A 14,896-nucleotide genomic window follows, 5' to 3' on the forward strand; every position below is an offset into this window, starting at 1 on the left:
CTCGGCCCACGCGCCGATGACCCTGGCCGCGCCGGGCGCCCAGGCCGCGCCTGTGCTGGCCTCGTTCGACGATGTGCTCAAGCTGATCGCCGAGAAGCGCGACATCGGGCTGCGCCTGGACGTCGAGCAATATGTCCGGCCGATCAGCTTCCGGCCCGGGGCCATCACCTTCGAGGCCGCGCCCGGCGCGCCCGGAAATCTCGCCGGCCGTCTGGTCCGGGCGCTGAAGGAATGGACCGGCCAGCCCTGGCTGGTGGCCGCCGAGGGCGGCGGCGGGGCCGAGAGCCTGATGGAGCGCCAGAAGCGCGAGGAGCGCGAGGCGCTGGAGGCGATCAAGTCCGACCCCTTCGTCGCCTCGGTGCTGGCGGCCTTTCCGGGCGCGGAGATCGTCGAGATCCGCAAGATGCTGACGCCCGAGACCCCGCCGCTGGAGCCGGACGAGGAAGAGGGATAGGCCTGGAATTCTCCCTTCCCCTTCGATGGGGGAGGGAACTCGAGTTGGAGATTGAGCGATGAAAGACCTCGGCGGCCTGATGAAGCAGGCCCAGGCCATGCAGCAGAAACTCGCCGACGCCCAGACGCGGCTGGCCGCGACGACCGTCGACGGCACCTCGGGCGGGGGCATGGTCACCGTCACGCTGATGGGCAATGGCGAGCTCGTCCGGGTGCTGATGGACGAAAGCCTGGTCCAGCCGGGCGAGGGCGAGGTGATCGCCGACCTGATCATCGCCGCCCACGCCGACGCCAAGAAGAAGCTCGACGCCAAGCAGGCCGAGCTGATGCAGGAGGCCGCGGGTCCGATGGCGGGCTTGATGGGCGGCCTGCCGGGGATGAAGTTCTAGAACCTCGTCAACCTAGGGAGGGGTGTCATGCGTGGTGTGGGTTTGGCCGGGATCGGCGTGATCCTGGCCTTGATCGTGGCGATGCTGGTGGGCTGGCCCAGCTACAACGTCTATGCCGCGCGCAAGCACGGCGAGGCCGAGCTGGCCCGGGCCAGCCAGAACCGGCAGGTGCGCGTCCAGGAGGCGCTCGCCAAGTTCGAGGCCGCCGACTACGATGCCAAGGCCGAGGTCCGGCGGGCCCAGGGCGTGGCCCAGGCCAACAAGATCATCGCCGAGAGCCTGGGCGGCCCCGAGGGCTATCTGCGCTGGCGCTATATCGAGATGCTGCAGGAAACCTCGTCTCAGGGCGGCCACCAGGTGATCTACATCCCGACCGAGGCCGGCCTGCCGATCCTGGAAGCCGGCCGCCGCGCCCAGGCCCTGCCGCGTCCCGACGCGGACAAGAAGAAGGACTGATGGCCGCCTCCGCCGGACCCGAGATCGAGCGCCTGATCGCCCTGCTGTCGAAGCTGCCGGGCCTTGGACCACGCTCGGGCCGGCGGGCGGCGCTGGCGCTGTTGAAGAAGCGCGACACGCTGCTGGCGCCGCTGGCCGACGCCCTGGCCCAGGCCCAGGCGAAGGTCCGGACCTGCTCCGTGTGCGGCTCGCTGGACGTCACCGACCCCTGCGCCATCTGCGCCGACGCCACGCGCGACGCCCGCCTGATCTGCGTGGTCGAGGAGGTCGGCTCGGTCTGGGCCATGGAGCGGGGCGGGTCGTTTCGCGGGCGCTACCACGTGCTGGGCGGCCTGCTGTCGGCCCTCGACGGCGTCGGCCCGGAGGCCTTGCGGATCGGCGAGCTGGTCGCGCGCGTCGGGGAGGGCGCCGTGGCCGAGGTGATCCTGGCCCTGCCGGCCACGGTCGACGGCCAGACGACCGCCCACTACATCGCCGACCGGCTGGCGGGGACGCGGGTTCCGGTGACCATGCTGGCGCGCGGCGTGCCGGTCGGCGGCGATCTCGACTGGCTGGACGACGGCACCATCGCCCAGGCCTTGCGCGCCCGGCGCCCGGCCTGAGACCAAAGCGCGCGCCGACGCGCTCCGGGTGCTGACAACCGTCGTCCCGCGTGCCAGCTTGCCATGGCCGCGCTTGGCGATCCCCGCCGCGCGCGCGGAGGGACCGCACCATGAGCACGCCGGAAGACAAGTCGCCCGAAGCCGAAACCGAAGCCCCGCACGTCGCCAAGGTCGGCGTGGTCGACAAGGGCCACAACGTCACCAGCTTCAACGACGAGCCGATCAACGGCCTGATCGCCGACCTCGCCGACGGCGACGCCTGATCACGGCGGCGGCCGGGCGGGGCCTGGCCGCCTTTCGCTCGGCCTCGACTCCGGCTAAGAACGGAGCATGAACTTCGCCGACCCCTTCCTGATCCTGGCCATCGTCTTCGCCCTGGCCGCCGCCGCCTGCGCGCTGTGGGCGATCAGCGCCCAGCGGCGCGCCGCCAAGGCCGAGGCCCAGGCGTGGATGCTGAACGAGAAGGTCGCCCAGGGCGAGGAGCGCCTGCGCCTCCTCGAGGACCAGTCGGCCACCCAGATCGAACTGATCAAGGCCCAGGCCGCCCAGAGCGCCAACGCCATCGCCGAGCAGCTGATCAAGCGCGCCGACGAGAACGCCAAGAGCCGCGAACGGCTGGCGGAGGCCCGGCTGGAGGCCCAGCTGAAGCCCGTCGCCGAGACCCTGGCCAAGTTCGAGGCCCAGGTCACCGCCGTCGAGAAGGCCCGCGCCGAGGAGACCGGCGGTTTGAAGGCCCAGATCAGCGCGCTGCTGGAAGCCTCCACCGCCACCCAGGCCGAGGCCCGCAAGCTGTCGGCCGCCCTGCGTCGCGGGGCGGGCGTACAGGGCCGCTGGGGCGAGCAGATGCTGCGCAACGTGCTGGAAATGGCGGGCCTGAAGCACGGTATCGACTTCACCGAGCAGGTCCAGCTGGACAGCGGCCGCCTGCGCCCCGACGTCGTGGTGCGCATGCCGCGCAACGCCGCCTTCGTGATCGACGCCAAGTGCTCGCTGACCGCCTATCTCGAGGCCCAGGACGCCGGCGACGATCTGGCGCGCGAGGCCGCCTATGTGCGGCACACGGCCAGCCTGCGCGGCCATGTCCAGCAGTTGTCGGCCAAGGCCTATTGGGACGCGCTGGAGGTCTCGCCCGATTTCGTGACCATGTTCGTGCCGGGCGACGGGATCCTGGCGGCGGCTCTGGAGCGCGCGCCCGAGCTGATGACCGAGGCCATGGAGAAGCGGGTGATCATCGCCACGCCGTCGACGCTGTTCGCGCTGTGCAAGGCGGTCGCCTATGGGTGGCGGGCCGAGGATCAGGCCAAGAACGCCGTCGAGGTCGCCGCCCTGGGCCGCGAGCTCTACAAGCGCATAGCCGACATGGGGGGTCACGTGGCCGGGGTCGGGCGGTCGCTGTCGGCGGCGGTCGACAAGTACAACGCCTTCGTCGGCTCGCTGGAGAGCCGCGTCCTCCCCAAGGCGCGCGAGTTCGAGAAGCTGAAGGTCGACCACGGCGGCAAGCCCATGGACGAGCTGGACGCCATCGAGACGGCCGTGCGGCCGGTGACCAAGCTGGAGGTGGAGCAATCTCCCACCTTGACGCTCGGAAATGACGCGCCTACCTGACCAGCATCATGGCTCTCCGTCGCATCCTCACCGTCGATAACGCCGCCGACCTGGCGATCCTCAAGAAGGTTTCCACCCCGGTGGAGGCCGTCACCGACGACCTGCGCGCCCTGATGGACGACATGCTGGAGACCATGTACGCCGCGCCGGGCATCGGCCTGGCCGCCGTGCAGATCGGCGAGCCGATCCGCGTCATCGTCATGGACCTGGCCCGCGAGGGCGAGGAGCCGGCCCCGCGCTACTTCGTCAATCCCGAGATCCTGGCGCGCTCCGAGGAGCTGCAAGGCTACGAGGAAGGCTGCCTGTCGGTGCCGGAATATTTCGACGACGTTGAGCGTCCGTCGAAGGTGACGATCCGCTACCTGAACTATCAGGGCGAGACCGTCGTCGAGGAGGCCGAGGGCCTTTACGCCGTCTGCATCCAGCACGAGATGGACCACCTGGAAGGCGTCCTGTTCATCGACCACCTCTCGCGCCTGCGCCGCGACCGGGCCATCGCCAAGGTGAAGAAGGCGCGCCGCGCGGCCTAGGGGCTGCGGGTTCAACCCCGGGAATTCAAAAAGTTAGCCGTCATCCCGCGCTTCATGCGCGGGACCCATTTGTCCGCCGCACGCGCGGAGCGGAATGGAGCGCTCACGCGCCAGCTGAACCATGGGTCCCGCGCATGAAGCGCGGGATGACGGGAGTGTTTGTGTGAAGTGAGAAACCCTTCTCCCCGAGAAGGAGCCCTGCACGCTGCGGCCTCCAAGAGATTTAAGGCTCGCCCCCGACGCGGCGGTCGGCTTGCGGTCCTTCTCAGAGATTTAAATGGTCTGCTATGCGGCTAGAATTTCGATGCCGATCAAGCGGCCATTGGCGTCGAAATCGAGCACGACATCTGGCCCTGCATAGCCTTCGATTACTTCATCCAGCGGAATACTATTCGCGACACATCCCCACGTCCCTCGCCCAGGATGGTCGGGCAAGGTGAGGTAGGATGCATTGGCGAAGATGTCGCAGACTAGTTTGACGCCTGCCATTCGATCGCACTCCCTTACTCGGCCTTAGGCCACATAATCGCGTAACCGGTCGCCGCCTCGGCTGACTTTCAGTAGCCTAACGCCTGCACGTAGGCGCGGATTGCAGAGGCGACGACCAGCGCACGAGCACGGATGCCCGGAGCAGGGTCGAGCCCCATTTGCTCAACTTCGACCGACATCAGGTAATCTGCTACGGCATCGTCCGACCTGCCGTTGACGATCTGCCCAGCGGCGCTGAGGAGATAGGTGTCATACTCATCCGCCGGCACGCCAGCACCGATGGGGTTCCAGTCGCGCTGACCGATTTCGCGCAGCGGTTCCAGCTTGATTTTCGGATGCCAAGCCATGCAATCACGCTACGCACTCCAACGCCCTCAATCCACCATTGCGGACCTTGAAGACCGTGCGTCCTTCGAGGCGCGCTCAGGAGCGCGCACCTCAGGATGAGGACTTCAGCATAAAGGCCCCTCATCCTGAGGCGCCCCGTAGGGGCCTCGAAGGACGCAGGGCGTGTTCAGTTCATCACTTGGAACCGCCGACTCCCCCTACCGCGTCCGCCCCCGCGCCGTCTCATACGGCGTCCCATCGCGCCGCCGGTAGGTCTCCTCCCCCTCCCGCAGCACCAGATCGATATCCGGATAGTCGCACCCGTCCTCCGCCGGCCTCCGCGACCCCACCTCCAGCAGCACCGCCTCCCGGTCCGAGCGGTTCTGGAAGTGATGACCGTCCGCCACCCCGGCCTTGAAGCCCGCGCAGTCGCCGGCCCGTAGCACCGTCTCGCCGCCGGTCTCGACGAGGACGACCTCGCCCTCGACCACCCAGGTGAACTCGTCCTCGGCCGTGTGCCAGTGGCGCTGGCTGGACCAGACGCCGGGGGCCAGGCGCAGCAGGTTGACGCCGAACTGATCGAGCCCGACGGCGTCGCCCAGCTTGATCCGATGGCGCTTGAGGCAAGGTTCGTCGAACGGCGCGGGATAGGCCGTGCCGATCCGGGTCGGGGCGCTGGCGATATCGATCTTGGGCATCGGTGGGCTCTGGGTTTGCGTCGGGCGGGAGGGAAGCCTAAAGCCAGGATCATGACCAGCCCCGCGCCCGCTTCCGTCAGCATCGATCCTGTCGCGTTCGCCCAGGCCCTGATCCGCAGGCCCTCGGTGACCCCGGCCGACGCCGGCGCGATGGACACGCTGCAGCGCCAGCTGGAAGCCCTGGGCTTTTCCTGCCGCCGGATGAAGTTCGGCGAGATCGAGAACCTCTACGCCCGGCGCGGGACGGCGCGGCCGAACCTCTGTTTCGCCGGCCATACCGACGTGGTGCCGGTCGGCGACGACGCCGCCTGGACCGCCGGCCCGTTCGAGGCCGAGATCAAGGATGGGGTGCTGTTCGGCCGGGGCGCCGTCGACATGAAGTCGGCGATCGCCGCCTTCGTCGCCGCCGCCGCCAAGATCCCCGACCACCCCGGCTCGCTCAGCTTCCTGATCACCGGCGACGAGGAGGGCGTGGCCGAGGACGGCACCGTCAAGGTGGTCGAGGCCCTGGCCGCCGAGGGCGAGATCATCGACCATTGCATCGTCGGCGAGCCCACCTCGGCGAACTTGCTGGGCGACATGGTCAAGATCGGCCGGCGCGGCAGCATCAACGCCTGGCTCACGGTCGAGGGCCGCCAGGGCCACGTGGCCTATCCGCGCCGCGCGGCCAATCCCATCCCGGTGCTGGTCGACATCCTCTCGCGCCTCCAGGCCCGGGTGCTGGACGACGGGTACACCGGCTTCCAGCCGTCGAACCTGGAGGTGACCACGGTCGATGTCGGCAACACCGCCACCAATGTCATCCCCGCCTCGGCCAGGGCGCGGGTCAACATCCGCTTCAATCCGGCGCACAAGGGCAAGGACCTGGCCGCCTGGATCGACCAGACGGCGAAGGCGGCGGCCGAGGGCTTCGACGGCCGCGTCGAGGTGGTCAGCAAGATCAGCGGCGAGGCCTTCCTGACCGAGCCCGGCGCCTTCACCGACGTGATCGTGGCGGCGGTGAGCGAGGCGACGGGCCGCGCGCCCGAACTCTCCACCACCGGCGGCACCAGCGACGCCCGGTTCATCCGCGCGCTCTGCCCCGTCGTCGAGTTCGGCCTGGTCGGTTCGACCATGCACCAGGTCGACGAGCGGGCGCCGGTCGAGGAGATCCGCCAGCTGGCGCTCGCCTACGAGGCGCTGATCAAGCGCTACTTCAAGGCCTTCGCCTGATGGGGCGGGCCGTCTTGGCGAGCTGGCCCTTCTGGGCCCTGGCCTCGGCGGTCTTCGCGGCCCTTACCGCGATCCTGGCCAAGATCGGCGTCGAGGGCGTCGGCTCGAACCTCGCCACCCTGGTGCGGACGGTGGTGATCCTGGCCTTCGCGGCCCTCATCGTCACGGTGTCGGGCGAGTGGCGCGGGGCGGGCGAGATCGGCCGCCGTTCCTGGCTGTTCCTGGTGCTGTCGGGCCTGGCCACCGGGGCGTCGTGGCTGTGCTACTTCCGCGCCCTGAAGATCGGCGAGGCGGCCAAGGTCGCGCCCATCGACAAGTTGAGCGTGGTGTTCGTGGCGGTCATCGCCGCCCTGTTCCTGGGCGAGAAGCTGTCGCCGTTGAACTGGCTGGGCGTGGCCCTGATCGCCGCCGGCGCCGTGCTGGTCGCCCTGAGGGTTTGAGGGGGGGGGGGCGGATCCGATGAAGGCGCTTTCGATCCCCGACGTGCTGGCCGAGGTGGCGGTGCTGGTCCGGCCGCATTTCGGCAAGGGCCGGGCGGCCGACTACATCCCGCAGCTGGCCACCGTGCCGGGCGACAAGTTCGGCATGGCCGTGCGAACCGTGTCCGGCGACGAGCACGTGATCGGCGACGCCGACGAGGGCTTCTCGGTCCAGAGCATCACCAAGGTCTTCGCCCTGGGCCTGGCCTTGAACCGGATCGGCGACGAGCTCTGGACCCGGGTCGGCAAGGAGCCCTCGGGCACGCCGTTCAACCATCTGTCGCTGCTGGAGGCCGAGGACGGCGTGCCGCGCAACCCGTTCATCAACGCCGGGGCGATGGCGGTGGTCGACGTCCTGATGAAGGCCTCGCGCGACCCGGCCGCCCTGGTCCGCGACTTCGCCGGCTTCCTGTGTGGCGAGCGGCTGGAGATCGACCCCAACGTCGCCGCGTCCGAGCTGGCCAACGCCTGGCAGAACCGGGCCATCGCCAGCCTGATGCGCGGCCAGGGGACGATCGAGCACGATCCCGAGGCGGTGGTCGCCGCCTATTGCCGGCAATGCGCCCTGACCATGAGCTGCCGCCAGCTGGCGCGGGCCTTCCTGCCGCTGGCGGCCGGCGGCTTCTCGCCGATCGCGGAGGAGACGGTGTTCCCCGAGCGCCTGACCCGACGCCTGAACGCCCTGCTGCTGACCTGCGGCATCTATGACAGCGTCGGCAGCTTCGCCTACCGCGTGGGCCTGCCGGCCAAGAGCGGCGTGGGCGGCGGCGTCGTCGCGGTGATCCCCGGCAAGGCGACGGTGGCGGTGTGGTCGCCGGAGCTGGATCGGTTCGGAACGTCGGTCGTCGGCACGGCGGCGCTGGAGGCGTTCAGCCAGATCACCAACTGCTCGGTGCTGTAGATCCTCCCCCTAGGGGGGAGGATCTATCGAGGCGTACCCCACGCCCACCAGATAAAGCCCGTGCGCCGGCGCGACCGGCCCACACTCCCGCCGGTCCCGCGCCTCCAGCGCCGCCTTCACGTCGTCGACCGTCCACCGCCCAGCGCCGACCTCCACCAGCGTCCCCGTCATCGAGCGGACCTGGCGGTGCAGGAAGGACCGCGCCTCGAAGTCGAGGTGGATCTCCTCGCCGACCCGCCGCACGCGAGCGACGTCGAGGGTCTTCACTGGGCTCTTGGCCTGGCAGTGCATGTCGCGGAAGGTCGTGAAGTCGTGCAAGCCCACCAGATGCTGGGCGGCGGCGTGCATGGCCTCGTGATCGAGCGCCTTCTTCATGTGCCAGACCCGGCCCTTGTCCAGCGCCGGCGGGGCGCGGCGATTGAGGATCCGGTAGAGGTAGCGGCGCTCATTGGCCGAGAACCGCGCGTGCCAGCCGTCCTCGGCCACCTCGGCGGAGAGGATCGACACGGCTTCGCGGGTCAGGTGGGCGTTTAGCGCGTTGAACACCGTCTCCGCCGGCCAGTCCTTCTCGAGATCGACATGCACGACCTGGCCGGTGGCGTGGACGCCGGTGTCGGTGCGGCCGGCGGCGGCGATGCGCACGTCCTGGCCGCAGAAGGCCTTCACCGCCGCCTCGATCGCGCCCTGCACGCTGGGCAGGGTCGCCTGGGCCTGGAAGCCGGCATAGGGGCGGCCGTCATACTCGACGAGGAGGCGGTAGCGGGGCATCAGGCCAGGATCGTCCCGGCGGGGATCGGGAAGCCGCGCGTGAAGACGTCGGCGTCCTGGGCGCCCTTGCCCTCGCGCTGGGCCTTCAGCAGGCGGACCGCCCCGTCGCCGCAGGCGATCAGCAGGGCGTCGTTCAGCGCCTGGCCGGGCGAGCCCTCGGCGTCCTCGACGCGCGATAGCAGGGCCTTGACCCGGACCGGTCCCTTTTCCGACGGCGCCTCGAACCAGGCGCCGGGGAAGGGCGAGAGGCCGCGAATGTGGGCGTCGACCTCGGCGGCGGGCCGCGTCCAGTCGATGCGGGCCTCGGCCGACTTGATCTTCTTGGCGTAGGTCACGCCCTCGGCGGCCTGGGGCGTCTCGACCGCGCCGCCGCGTTCGATGGCGGCCAGGGCGACGGGCAGCAGGCGCGCGCCGACGGCGGCCAGCTTGTCGTGCAGGCTGCCGGCGGTCTCCAGCCTGTCGATCCGCACCTGCTCGGACATCAGGATCGGCCCCTCGTCGAGGCCTTCGCTCATCCGCATGACCTGGACGCCGGTGACCGGATCGCCGGCCATGATCGCCCGCTGGATCGGGGCCGCGCCGCGCCAGCGCGGCAGCAGGCTGGCGTGCAGGTTGAAACAGCCGTGGCGCGGCGCCTCGAGCACCGCCTTGACCAGGATCTGGCCAAAGGCGACCACGACGGCGGCGTCCAGATCCAGGGCCTGGAAGGCGGCGATCTCGTCCGGGGTCTTCATCGAGACCGGCGTGCGGACCGGCAGGCCCAGCCCCTCGGCGAAGGCATGGACAGGCGAGGGCTTCAATTCATGGCCCCGGCCGCGCGGCGCGGGAGGCTGGGAATAGACGCAGGCGATCTCGTGACCGGCGGCGACCAGTTCGGCCAGGCAGGAGACGGCGAAGTCGGGAGTGCCGAGAAAGGCGATGCGCATGGCGGGGATTTAGACGTCCGCGCGCTCTTAGGCAAAGGCCGGGACAACCGCGTGGAGTCGGAACCTCGGCCATGACCCGCCGTTATCCAGCCGAGTCACGCCAACCCCTTCGGGAGTTTGATCATGCGTTCCAAACTGCTGCTCATCGCCGCCGCCGGCGCGGCCCTGACCCTTAGCGCCTGCTCGGACCAGCATGCCCAGGAGGTCAAGGAAGGCGCCAAGGCCGCCGCCTCCGACATCAAGGACGCCGCTCATCAGATCGCGAACGATCCGGACGTCAAGGAAGCCGGGACCGCGATCAAGGAGAGCACCAAGGAAGCCGCCGGTGAGGTCGCCGACCAGGCCAAGGACCTGGGCGCCAAGGCCGGCCAGGAGGCCAAGGAGGCTGGCGCGGACCTCAAGAAGGACGCCAAGCAGGGCGCGGCGGAAAGCAAGAAGCAGCTGAACGAGGCGACGAAGTAGCCGCGAAACCTCGCCCTTCAACAGGCTCAGGGTGAGGTTTCTACTGAAAGGCCAGAGTAGCCCTCGCCCTGAGCTTGTCGAAGGGCGAGGGCGGCTTCTCCGCCTTAATCCCGCAGCAGGTCGTTGATGCTGGTCTTCGACCGCGTCTGGGCGTCCACCGTCTTGACGATCACGGCGCAGTAGAGGCTGGGGCCGCCGTGCGGGTCGGGCAGGCTGCCCGGGACCACGACGCTGTAGGGCGGCACCTTGCCGATGTGGACGGCGCCGGTCTTGCGGTCGACGATCTTGGTCGAGGCGCTGATGAACACGCCCATCGACAGCACGCTGCCCTGGCCGACGACCACGCCCTCGACGACTTCCGAGCGGGCGCCGATGAAGCAGTCGTCCTCGATGATGGTCGGATTGGCCTGCAGGGGCTCCAGCACGCCGCCGATGCCGACGCCGCCCGACAGGTGGACGTTCTTGCCGATCTGGGCGCACGAGCCGACCGTGACCCAGGTATCCACCATCGTGCCGTCGTCGACATAGCCGCCGATGTTCACGAACGACGGCATCAGGATCACGTTCTTGCCGATATGGGCGCCGCGACGGACGATGGCGCCGGGCACGGCGCGGAAGCCGCCGGCCTCGAACTGCGGGGCGTCCCAGCCGTCGAACTTGTTCGGCACCTTGTCCCACCACGGCCCGACGCCGCCGCCCAGCGTGCCGGCGCGCATCACGGTGTTCGGGTTCAGGCGGAACGACAGCAAGACGGCCTTCTTCAGCCACTGGTGGGTGACCCATTCGCCGTCGATCTTCTCGGCGACGCGCGCCTTGCCGCTGTCGAGCAGCAGCAGGGCCTCGTCGACGGCGGTGCGGAGCGGACCGGTGGTGGCGGCCGAGATGTCGGCGCGAGCCTCCCAGGCGGCTTCGATCTCGGTCTGGAGGTCGGCCAGAGAAACGGCGGTCATTGCGGGTTTCCTTGCAGGCGGGCCGAGTTCAGGAACTCAGGCAGGTCGTGGGTGCGGAAATGGACGTGTTCCGAGGTCGAGGCCGCCGCGTGCGGGCCGACCAGGATCGTGGTCATGCCCAGCCGCGCGGCCGGGACCAGGTTCTTCTCGCTGTCCTCGAAAAAGGCGGTCATCGGCGGGTCGATGGCGTGCAGCTTGGTAATCTTGTCGAAGGTCGCCAAGGCGGGCTTGGGGATATAGTCGGCCGTCTCGATGGCGAAGACCTCGGAGAAGAGGTCGCGCAGGTTCAGGTGGGTCAACACCCGCTCGGCGTGGCCCAGCGAGCCGTTGGTGAAGATCAGCCGGCGGCCCGGCAGGCGGGCGATGGCCGCGCGCAGCGCCGGGTCTGGCGTCAGGCGATCCATCTCGACGTCGTGCACCTCGTCCAGGAAGCGCTTGGGCTCCATGCCGTGATTGGCCATCAACCCGGCCAGGGTGGTGCCGTGCTCGTGGAAATAGGCGTGCTGCAGGGCCCGGGCCTCGTCGCGCGGCAGGCCGGTCTCGCGCTGAACGAAGTCCGTCATCTTGGCCTCGATCAGGCCCATGAACTGGCTTTCCAGCGGGTAGAGCGTGTTGTCGAGGTCGAACAGCCAGGTGTCGACGTGGGTCAGGTCGGCGCTCATCGCGAGATGAGCGTGCCCGCGCCGTGTTCGCTGAACAGCTCGACCAGCATGGCGTGCGGCCGGCGGCCGTCCAGGATGACCACGGCCTCGACGCCCGATTCCACCGCGTGGATGGCGTTCTCGAGCTTGGGGATCATGCCGCCGGTGGCGACGCCGTCGGCGATCAGCTGGCGGGCGTCCTCGATGGTCATCTGGCGGATCAGCTCGCCGTTGCCGTCCAGCACGCCGACGATGTCGGTCAGCATCAGCATCCGCTTGGCCTTCAGCGCCCCGGCCAGGGCGCCGGCGACGGTGTCGGCGTTGATGTTGAAGGTCTCGCCCGCGGCCGAGACGCCGATCGGCGCGATCACCGGGATGTAGTCGGTCTCGGACGCCAGCAGCGCCTGGATGATGTGCGGGTCGATCTTGGTCGGCTCGCCCACGAAGCCGAGGTCGACGATCTGCTCGATATTGCTGCCGGGATCCTTGCGGGTGCGGGTCACCTTCTCGGCGGTGATCATCCGCGCGTCCTTGCCCGACAGGCCCACGCCGCGCACGTCGGCCTCGGCGCCGGCCTGGGTGATCCAGTTGGCGATCTCCTTGTTGATCGCGCCGGAGAGGACCATCTCGGCCACCTCCATGGTCGCCTCGTCGGTGACGCGCAGGCCGTCGACGAAGGTCGACTTGACCCCGGCCTTGTCCAGCATCCGGCTGATCTGCGGCCCGCCGCCGTGCACCACGACGGGGTGGACGCCCAGCAGCTTCAGCAGCACCGCGTCGGCGGCGAAGACCTTGGCCACGTCCTCCTGGCCCATGGCGTGGCCGCCGTATTTGATCACGACCGTCTCGCGGTCGTAGATCTGGATGTAGGGCAGGGCCTCGGCCAGGGTCTTGGCGGTGGCCCAGCCGGCTTCCTCGGCGGCTTCGGTCAAGGGCGATCCCTCAAACAGTGGGGGAAGGAAAAGAGCGCGCCTCGATAGCGGACCCCGACCCCCCTGTCATCAAAAAGGGGCGGATCAGCGCGCGCGCTCGAACCGCCACTTCATCAGAAGAACCGCGCCCGACATCAGGAGGCAGGCGATGTTGGAGGCGATCACCGGCCAGGCCCGGATCAGGATCCCGTAGGCGATCCAGCACGCGAACCCCGTCACGGTGACGACATAGGTCCGCAAGGACACGGCCGAGGCGTCCTTCTCCTTCCAGATCTTCAGGATCTGCGGCGCGAAGCTGGTGATCGACATCAGGGCCGCGACCGTGCCGATGGCGGCCGCGACCGGCGGTACGGCCATCAGGCGCTCTCGGGCAGGGCCTCGCCCAGCCCCCAGAGCGCGGCGTAGGCGGGGGCCAGGGTCAGGCCGACCGGAACCGGACCGGGCACGTGGCCTTCCGTAAGACAGAAGGCGAGATACGAGAGGGCGGTCTTCACCCCGTGCTCGGAATAGGGCTTGCCGATCACCCCGCAGGCGCCGGCGAAGTCCTCGGGCAGGCGCTTGACGTTGGCGGTCATGAACAGCGCCACCCCGCCGCAGTCGCTGGAGATCTTGCGGGCGACGTCGACGCCGGTCGGACCGTCGCTCAGGTGAACGTCCACCAGCGCCAGATCGGGCTGCAGGCTTTGAGCCAGGGCGACCGCTTCCTCGGAGCTCATGGCCAGGCCCGCGGGATGGCAGCCGACCTCCTCGACCAGATGTTCCAGCTCGATGGCCAGAAGCATCTCGTCCTCGACGATCAGCACATCGAGCGTACGCGGGCTCATCACCGACAAAATCCTCTAGAGCCTGTCTGTTTCGAATGGGATCATTCGAAACAGACAGGCTCGATTTCCTACATTTAGAGCGTGCTAGCCGCCGAAACCGCTCACATTTTCGGCCAGCATGCTCTAGTGCGCCCCGTTCACGGGCAGCAAAACGACCACGCGGGCGCCGGGTTCCGCGTCGGCGGTCTCGTACTTCGCTTTCAACTGCTGGCAGAGCAGCTGAACGATCGTGAGGCCGAAGCCCGACGGCTTGGCGTCCTTGTCGAAACCAACGCCGTCGTCGGCGATTTCGATCCGAAAGTCGCCGTTCTGGCGGCGCACGCTAATCAGGATCCGGCCGCCGCGCCCTTCCGGAAAGCCATGCCGGACGCAATTGGTCAGCAGCTCGTTGACCACCAGGGCGAACGGCGCGGCCTTGGAGGCGGGGATGTCGACGCGCTCCAGGTCCAGCCCGACCTCGATGTCGTCGCGCGCGGTCGAGCCCATCAGGTCGGCGACCATGTCGCGGATGAAGGCCGAGACGTCGAAGCGTTCGACGTCCTCGCTCTGGAACAGGCGGCGGTGCACCGTGGCGATGGCGTTGACCCGGCCCAGCATGCCCTTCAGCGAGGCCTTCAGCGCCGGATCGGCGACCCGGCGGTTCTGCAGCAGCAGCAGGCTGGAGATCAGCTGAAGATTGTTCTTCACCCGGTGGTCGACCTCGTGGAGCAGGGCGGTCTTCTGCTCGAGGGCCTTGCTCAGCTCGTCGGCGCGATCGTCGACCGCCTGCTGGAGGCCGTCGCTGTGGTCGCGGGCCCGGAACTCGATGGCCTTCTTGTCGGTGACGTCCAGCTGCGCGCCGAAGAAGTAGACGACCTCTCCGGCGTCGTCGCGCACGGGCGACAGATAGAGCGCGTTCCAGAACGTCGAGCCGTCCTTGCGATAGTTCAGGAGGTCGATGGCGATATCCTCGCCGCCGGCTATGGCCTGGCGCAGCGCGGCGACGGCCTCCGGGTCGGTCTCGGGGCCTTGCAGAAATCGGCAATTGCGGCCGATCACCTCGTCGCGTTCATAGCCGGTCAGCCGCAGAAAGGCGTCGTTGGCGAAGACGATCGGACTGTCGGCCTTCTGGGCGTCGGCGACGACCATCGCCATGCGCGAGGCGCGGACGGCGGCCGCGAAGGGATCGTCGACGCCGTGACCGGCCAGCCGGTCTTCGGCGCGTCGCGATTCCGAGTGATTGTCCATCTGAACGGTCAAGCTCCCACCACCC

Annotated in this window: 21 protein-coding genes and 2 pseudogenes; 11 read left to right on the forward strand and 12 right to left on the reverse strand. The window is 69.0% G+C overall.

What is annotated here, in order from left to right; translation table 11 throughout:
• The 7 genes and pseudogenes from Q0V34_RS15590 to def all read left to right on the forward strand — a co-directional run.
• Positions 1-454: pseudogene (locus Q0V34_RS15590) on the forward strand (DNA polymerase III subunit gamma/tau); the annotation flags it as partial.
• 58 nt (positions 455-512) lie between these two features.
• Entirely contained in the window at positions 513-842 is a 330-nt protein-coding gene (locus Q0V34_RS15595; protein WP_297513502.1) for a YbaB/EbfC family nucleoid-associated protein, read from the forward strand.
• 27 nt (positions 843-869) lie between these two features.
• Positions 870-1,298: a membrane protease subunit gene (locus tag Q0V34_RS15600; protein ID WP_297513504.1), complete on the forward strand. Its 429-nt coding sequence runs from the start codon at positions 870-872 to the stop codon at positions 1,296-1,298.
• Positions 1,298-1,900, forward strand: coding sequence for a recombination mediator RecR (gene recR / locus Q0V34_RS15605; RefSeq protein WP_297513507.1), 603 nt, complete (start codon positions 1,298-1,300; stop codon positions 1,898-1,900). The genes Q0V34_RS15600 and recR overlap by 1 nt, the downstream gene beginning before the upstream one ends.
• 110 nt (positions 1,901-2,010) lie before the next feature.
• Entirely contained in the window at positions 2,011-2,163 is a 153-nt protein-coding gene (locus Q0V34_RS15610) for a hypothetical protein (protein WP_297513510.1), read from the forward strand.
• Positions 2,164-2,230: 67 nt separating this feature from the next.
• The gene (gene rmuC, locus Q0V34_RS15615) at positions 2,231-3,505 is read left to right on the forward strand and encodes a DNA recombination protein RmuC (protein WP_297513512.1); all 1,275 of its coding nucleotides are present in this window, start codon (positions 2,231-2,233) and stop codon (positions 3,503-3,505) included.
• Positions 3,506-3,513: 8 nt separating this feature from the next.
• Complete coding sequence (def, locus tag Q0V34_RS15620) at positions 3,514-4,035, forward strand: peptide deformylase (RefSeq protein WP_297513515.1); 522 nt, start codon at positions 3,514-3,516, stop codon at positions 4,033-4,035.
• Between the two features lie 39 nt (positions 4,036-4,074).
• On the opposite strand, the pseudogene Q0V34_RS15625 reads toward def, so the two are convergent.
• From Q0V34_RS15625 to Q0V34_RS15640, 4 genes and pseudogenes are all read right to left on the reverse strand, one after another.
• Positions 4,075-4,158, reverse strand: a pseudogene (locus tag Q0V34_RS15625) (hypothetical protein); the annotation flags it as partial.
• A 162-nt stretch (positions 4,159-4,320) separates the two neighbouring features.
• Positions 4,321-4,524, reverse strand: a complete 204-nt coding sequence (locus Q0V34_RS15630) for a DUF2283 domain-containing protein (RefSeq protein ID WP_297513519.1) — start codon at positions 4,522-4,524, stop codon at positions 4,321-4,323.
• A gap of 68 nt (positions 4,525-4,592) precedes the next feature.
• Positions 4,593-4,871: a hypothetical protein gene (locus tag Q0V34_RS15635; RefSeq protein WP_297513522.1), complete on the reverse strand. Its 279-nt coding sequence runs from the start codon at positions 4,869-4,871 to the stop codon at positions 4,593-4,595.
• 198 nt (positions 4,872-5,069) lie between these two features.
• The gene (locus Q0V34_RS15640; protein WP_297513525.1) at positions 5,070-5,549 is read right to left on the reverse strand and encodes a cupin domain-containing protein; all 480 of its coding nucleotides are present in this window, start codon (positions 5,547-5,549) and stop codon (positions 5,070-5,072) included.
• Between the two features lie 51 nt (positions 5,550-5,600).
• Here Q0V34_RS15640 and dapE point away from each other — a divergent pair, with 51 nt between their 5' ends.
• The 3 genes from dapE to Q0V34_RS15655 are packed head-to-tail and all read left to right on the forward strand — an operon-like array spanning position 5,601 to position 8,141.
• The gene (dapE, locus tag Q0V34_RS15645; RefSeq protein ID WP_297513528.1) at positions 5,601-6,761 is read left to right on the forward strand and encodes a succinyl-diaminopimelate desuccinylase; all 1,161 of its coding nucleotides are present in this window, start codon (positions 5,601-5,603) and stop codon (positions 6,759-6,761) included.
• Positions 6,762-6,775: 14 nt separating this feature from the next.
• Complete coding sequence (locus tag Q0V34_RS15650; protein ID WP_367272074.1) at positions 6,776-7,201, forward strand: EamA family transporter; 426 nt, start codon at positions 6,776-6,778, stop codon at positions 7,199-7,201.
• A 19-nt stretch (positions 7,202-7,220) separates the two neighbouring features.
• The gene (locus Q0V34_RS15655) at positions 7,221-8,141 is read left to right on the forward strand and encodes a glutaminase (protein ID WP_297513533.1); all 921 of its coding nucleotides are present in this window, start codon (positions 7,221-7,223) and stop codon (positions 8,139-8,141) included.
• Between the two features lie 9 nt (positions 8,142-8,150).
• Here the strand turns inward: Q0V34_RS15655 and truA are convergent, their stop codons facing one another.
• Together truA and fmt are read right to left on the reverse strand one after the other, a co-directional pair.
• Positions 8,151-8,909 carry a tRNA pseudouridine(38-40) synthase TruA gene (gene truA, locus Q0V34_RS15660; RefSeq protein ID WP_297513536.1) on the reverse strand — a complete coding sequence of 253 codons (759 nt, stop codon included), beginning with the start codon at positions 8,907-8,909 and terminating at the stop codon, positions 8,151-8,153.
• Complete coding sequence (gene fmt, locus Q0V34_RS15665) at positions 8,909-9,835, reverse strand: methionyl-tRNA formyltransferase (protein WP_297513540.1); 927 nt, start codon at positions 9,833-9,835, stop codon at positions 8,909-8,911. The genes truA and fmt overlap by 1 nt, the downstream gene beginning before the upstream one ends.
• Positions 9,836-9,952: 117 nt before the next feature.
• On the opposite strand from fmt, the gene Q0V34_RS15670 reads away from it, so the two are divergent.
• Positions 9,953-10,297 carry a cell surface protein gene (locus Q0V34_RS15670; RefSeq protein WP_297513543.1) on the forward strand — a complete coding sequence of 115 codons (345 nt, stop codon included), beginning with the start codon at positions 9,953-9,955 and terminating at the stop codon, positions 10,295-10,297.
• A 104-nt stretch (positions 10,298-10,401) separates the two neighbouring features.
• Here the strand turns inward: Q0V34_RS15670 and dapD are convergent, their stop codons facing one another.
• From dapD to Q0V34_RS15700, 6 genes are all read right to left on the reverse strand, one after another.
• Positions 10,402-11,247: a 2,3,4,5-tetrahydropyridine-2,6-dicarboxylate N-succinyltransferase gene (dapD, locus tag Q0V34_RS15675; RefSeq protein ID WP_297513546.1), complete on the reverse strand. Its 846-nt coding sequence runs from the start codon at positions 11,245-11,247 to the stop codon at positions 10,402-10,404.
• A complete protein-coding gene (locus Q0V34_RS15680; RefSeq protein ID WP_297513549.1) occupies positions 11,244-11,909 on the reverse strand; it encodes a pyrimidine 5'-nucleotidase in 666 nt (221 codons plus the stop codon). Before Q0V34_RS15680 ends, dapD begins: the two co-directional genes overlap by 4 nt.
• Positions 11,906-12,820, reverse strand: a complete 915-nt coding sequence (gene argB / locus Q0V34_RS15685; RefSeq protein ID WP_297513552.1) for an acetylglutamate kinase — start codon at positions 12,818-12,820, stop codon at positions 11,906-11,908. The genes Q0V34_RS15680 and argB overlap by 4 nt, the downstream gene beginning before the upstream one ends.
• Before the next feature lie 84 nt (positions 12,821-12,904).
• On the reverse strand, positions 12,905-13,177 hold the full coding sequence (locus Q0V34_RS15690; RefSeq protein ID WP_297513555.1) for a SemiSWEET family sugar transporter: 273 nt from the start codon (positions 13,175-13,177) through the stop codon (positions 12,905-12,907).
• Positions 13,177-13,644, reverse strand: coding sequence for a response regulator (locus tag Q0V34_RS15695; RefSeq protein ID WP_297513558.1), 468 nt, complete (start codon positions 13,642-13,644; stop codon positions 13,177-13,179). The genes Q0V34_RS15690 and Q0V34_RS15695 overlap by 1 nt, the downstream gene beginning before the upstream one ends.
• A 123-nt stretch (positions 13,645-13,767) precedes the next feature.
• Positions 13,768-14,871: a PAS domain-containing protein gene (locus Q0V34_RS15700; protein WP_297513560.1), complete on the reverse strand. Its 1,104-nt coding sequence runs from the start codon at positions 14,869-14,871 to the stop codon at positions 13,768-13,770.
• Positions 14,872-14,896: the final 25 nt, after the last annotated feature.

It is taken from the genome of uncultured Caulobacter sp. (assembly GCF_947036865.1).
In the GTDB taxonomy this organism is placed as follows: domain Bacteria; phylum Pseudomonadota; class Alphaproteobacteria; order Caulobacterales; family Caulobacteraceae; genus Caulobacter.

Coding starts and splice junctions, on each gene's coding strand:
- Q0V34_RS15595 (WP_297513502.1), top strand. CDS start 513: ATGAAAGACCTCGGCGGCCTGATGAAGCAGGCCCAGGCCATGCAGCAG.
- Q0V34_RS15600 (WP_297513504.1), top strand. CDS start 870: ATGCGTGGTGTGGGTTTGGCCGGGATCGGCGTGATCCTGGCCTTGATC.
- recR (WP_297513507.1), top strand. CDS start 1,298: ATGGCCGCCTCCGCCGGACCCGAGATCGAGCGCCTGATCGCCCTGCTG.
- Q0V34_RS15610 (WP_297513510.1), top strand. CDS start 2,011: ATGAGCACGCCGGAAGACAAGTCGCCCGAAGCCGAAACCGAAGCCCCG.
- rmuC (WP_297513512.1), top strand. CDS start 2,231: ATGAACTTCGCCGACCCCTTCCTGATCCTGGCCATCGTCTTCGCCCTG.
- def (WP_297513515.1), top strand. CDS start 3,514: ATGGCTCTCCGTCGCATCCTCACCGTCGATAACGCCGCCGACCTGGCG.
- Q0V34_RS15630 (WP_297513519.1), bottom strand. CDS start 4,524: ATGGCAGGCGTCAAACTAGTCTGCGACATCTTCGCCAATGCATCCTAC.
- Q0V34_RS15635 (WP_297513522.1), bottom strand. CDS start 4,871: ATGGCTTGGCATCCGAAAATCAAGCTGGAACCGCTGCGCGAAATCGGT.
- Q0V34_RS15640 (WP_297513525.1), bottom strand. CDS start 5,549: ATGCCCAAGATCGATATCGCCAGCGCCCCGACCCGGATCGGCACGGCC.
- dapE (WP_297513528.1), top strand. CDS start 5,601: ATGACCAGCCCCGCGCCCGCTTCCGTCAGCATCGATCCTGTCGCGTTC.
- Q0V34_RS15655 (WP_297513533.1), top strand. CDS start 7,221: ATGAAGGCGCTTTCGATCCCCGACGTGCTGGCCGAGGTGGCGGTGCTG.
- truA (WP_297513536.1), bottom strand. CDS start 8,909: ATGCCCCGCTACCGCCTCCTCGTCGAGTATGACGGCCGCCCCTATGCC.
- fmt (WP_297513540.1), bottom strand. CDS start 9,835: ATGCGCATCGCCTTTCTCGGCACTCCCGACTTCGCCGTCTCCTGCCTG.
- dapD (WP_297513546.1), bottom strand. CDS start 11,247: ATGACCGCCGTTTCTCTGGCCGACCTCCAGACCGAGATCGAAGCCGCC.
- Q0V34_RS15680 (WP_297513549.1), bottom strand. CDS start 11,909: ATGAGCGCCGACCTGACCCACGTCGACACCTGGCTGTTCGACCTCGAC.
- Q0V34_RS15690 (WP_297513555.1), bottom strand. CDS start 13,177: ATGGCCGTACCGCCGGTCGCGGCCGCCATCGGCACGGTCGCGGCCCTG.
- Q0V34_RS15695 (WP_297513558.1), bottom strand. CDS start 13,644: ATGAGCCCGCGTACGCTCGATGTGCTGATCGTCGAGGACGAGATGCTT.
- Q0V34_RS15700 (WP_297513560.1), bottom strand. CDS start 14,871: ATGGACAATCACTCGGAATCGCGACGCGCCGAAGACCGGCTGGCCGGT.